4 protein-coding genes are annotated in these 2,764 nt (G+C 72.4%); all 4 read right to left on the reverse strand.

Annotation, left to right across the window (positions count from 1 at the left end; genetic code table 11):
* Positions 1–404 (reverse strand): hypothetical protein (locus tag VQ02_RS34100; RefSeq protein ID WP_048448718.1); only part of this gene is annotated, 404 nt, incomplete at its 3' end.
* Between the two features lie 208 nt (positions 405–612).
* A complete protein-coding gene (locus VQ02_RS34105) occupies positions 613–1,413 on the reverse strand; it encodes a hypothetical protein (RefSeq protein ID WP_048448719.1) in 801 nt (266 codons plus the stop codon).
* Entirely contained in the window at positions 1,410–1,949 is a 540-nt protein-coding gene (locus tag VQ02_RS34110) for a hypothetical protein (protein ID WP_048448720.1), read from the reverse strand. Before VQ02_RS34110 ends, VQ02_RS34105 begins: the two co-directional genes overlap by 4 nt.
* Complete coding sequence (locus tag VQ02_RS34115) at positions 1,946–2,458, reverse strand: hypothetical protein (RefSeq protein ID WP_048448721.1); 513 nt, start codon at positions 2,456–2,458, stop codon at positions 1,946–1,948. The genes VQ02_RS34110 and VQ02_RS34115 overlap by 4 nt, the downstream gene beginning before the upstream one ends.
* Positions 2,459–2,764 lie beyond the last annotated feature (306 nt).

The raw sequence follows: 2,764 nt of genomic DNA on the forward strand, positions 1-2,764 counted from the left end.
AGGGCGTGCATCACCTCGACGTAGAGCTGGCCGCCGACCAGCGCGATCTCCGCGAACGGCTCGGCGCCGTGGCGAGCCAGCGAGGCGATCTCGGCGCCGGGGTGGATCCCGTAGGTGTCCGGCCGGCGCGGCGAGGGCGGGCGCGGCCAGCGCGTGGTCACGCCGCCGGCGATCATCCGCTCGGCGAGGTCCTTCGTCAGCCGCGCGTCGTAGTCGGCGATCGGGGTCTCAGCGTCACGAAAGCCGTAATGGGCCGAGAGGAAGGCGACCTTGGCCCGTCGGCCTTCGGGATCGGCGGCGCGCAGGGTGCGCCAGAGCGGGCCGTCGTAGCGCGCGAGTGCCGGGATGCGGTCGGGATCGGGGCGCTTGGTCGCCGAGCAGGCGAGGACGAGGAGGCGGGCCATGGCCGTGCTTTCGCGACGGGGGCCGGAGCCTCTCTCCGATCAATATCCCCGTCGAAAAGCCCGAATTTCTCTCTATCCTCGCCTCCCTGAAGCGAGTTTCGGCCGCGCCTTTCGCTGAGGCATGTGACCCAAATCTACTACCATCCCCACTGGACCGCGTCGGTGTCGGACGCGAAATCCCACGCGGTGCGCCGGGTCGGGCCTCGGCTCAAGCGTGGGCCCGTGGCGCTGACGGCTCCTCGTCCTGGAGCGCCCACTGCACGAAGCGCCCCTTCCTGCCGACATGCACGAGGAGGTCGGCGCCGTAGCGGCCGACGTGCCACGGGGTGATCGTCACGATGCGGCCGAGCGCGACGTAGACGCAGGGCCGGCCGTCCTTGACGATCGCCGTCCCGATCGGCGGCACGGCGTCGAGGGGGACGAGGTCGGACACGCTCTCGGCCTCGGTCCGGGTGTAGACCTTGCGCAGGGCGACGTCGGCGTAGGCCTGCCGCTTCGCCTCCTGCGCGATGTGTGCGCCGGTGTAGCTGCGCGCGCCATCCTCCGTTCGCACCCCTTCGCGCGTCGCGTCGATCGCCGCCATCCACTCGTCCATGGTGAGGCGCCGGCCGGGATGGAAGGTCCCCGTCGTCGGGGACCACAGCAGCATCCGAGGTGGCTCGGGCAGGTCGCGCAGCGGGGTCGGTGCAAGCGGTCGCCGAGGCGGCGGTGCATCGAATTCCTGCGCATCGCGCGCCTTGGCGCCGGCCCAAGGATCAAAGCCGTGCCGGGCGTACTCGGTCGCCCGCCACGCCTCGAGGCAGCGTCCCGCCCTGACGCCGGGCAGATACCAGCATCGAAGCGGGGCCTGCCAGCGGATGCGCCGGAACGCGCTCCGGAGACGCTCGTTGCGCGCGCGGTCGTTCGGAAAGCGGATTGCGGCGCCGCAGGTGACGTCGAGGATCTCGATGTCCTGCGGCCCGCCGGGCGGCGGTGGCGGCCAGGCCGGCGGGAGCGGAGGCTCGGTCATGCCGGCATGCCACGCGAGGCCAGCACCGTGTCGGCGACGGCGAGGGTGTCACGCACCTCATCCGGAATGAGGAGCCCGCTGCCCGCCATGATGCGCAGCACGATCTCGGCGAGGTCGGAGCGGGCGGCGAGCCGGCGGCGCAACTCGTCGGCGGTGAGCACCGGCAAGCGGACGGGCTCGCCGTGGGCCCAATCGTCGGTCCATGCGGTCGCCGTCGCGTGGTGCTCCTGCCTGATCGGCACGGCCCCCTCGACCACCGCCCGGAGCGACATGCGGTGCGGCTCACCCGCGGGAGCGGCCGGCAACAGGACGATGCTGTCGGACACCCACTGCGCCATGAGCCAGTCGAGCATCGCGACGCGGATCGGCTCGCCGATCGCCGCGAGCTCTGCGACCGCGGCGTGCGACTCAGGAGCGAAGGCCAAGCCGCGGCGGGCGCGGCTCCTGGCGACCAGGTCCTGCAGCCGCCGCGGATCGGGCAGGGCCGCGAGCATGGTGGTGTAGAGGGGAAGGGTCTCGGCTTGGCGGGTCATCATTTCCCCCCTCTCACGAGACGACGAACCTCGCGATCGGGGTGGAAGACCATCGTCTGCCCGATCGCTGCCACCGACTGGGTGACCGGCTCCCACTCGGAGGCGTAGCCCATGTGGTGCGCGACATGCTCCGCCGCGGCGGCCCGCCAGGCCCGCACGAGCGGAGCGTTGGCCGCAAGGAACTCGGCCGAGCTGTCCTTGGTCAGCTCGGCCATGATCGCTTCCAGGCGCGCGGGCGCCTCGGCGCGCTTGCGCTCGAGGAGAGCGGCACGCGCCTCGCCCCTGGCGACGGCCGCCTGCAGCAGCTCGGTCAGCAGCGCGTCGGCCTCCTCGGTGACGGGCACGAGCGCCGTGCCGTCGACGCGGCAGCACAAGGGGTCGCCCGCGCGGGTCTGGATGCGGATGGAGCGCCCGCCCACCTCGCCGTCGAAGAAAGCGATATCGCCGTTCCTGCGGGTGCGCAGCGTGCGCGTGGCTGTGATCGTGCGTGGCGGTGACGCGGAATTCGTCATGGCTGACCTCACCTCGGGCGCCGACCGTCTCTCTCGATGGACGGCCAAGCTCGCGAAGCCTCGGCTCTCCTCTCGCTCTGCACCCGAGGCGGAGTTTTAGCAGGACACGGCCGGAAGGGGGGATTCGCCCTTAACTCGGCCGTGGTAGCGTGGCCGCACCGTGCCGATCCGCCCCGAACACCGCCACTTCTACCCGATCGACTGGCCGCAGCTCTCGGCGGTGATTCCCCTGCTCCGGGGCCGGGGGCGCCGGGGGGGCCGGGGGGGGCCCCTCGGGCGGGGGGACGCTTGGCTCGGGGGGGGGGC

The sequence above is a fragment of the Methylobacterium variabile genome (assembly GCF_001043975.1).
Taxonomy (GTDB): Bacteria; Pseudomonadota; Alphaproteobacteria; order Rhizobiales; family Beijerinckiaceae; genus Methylobacterium; species Methylobacterium variabile.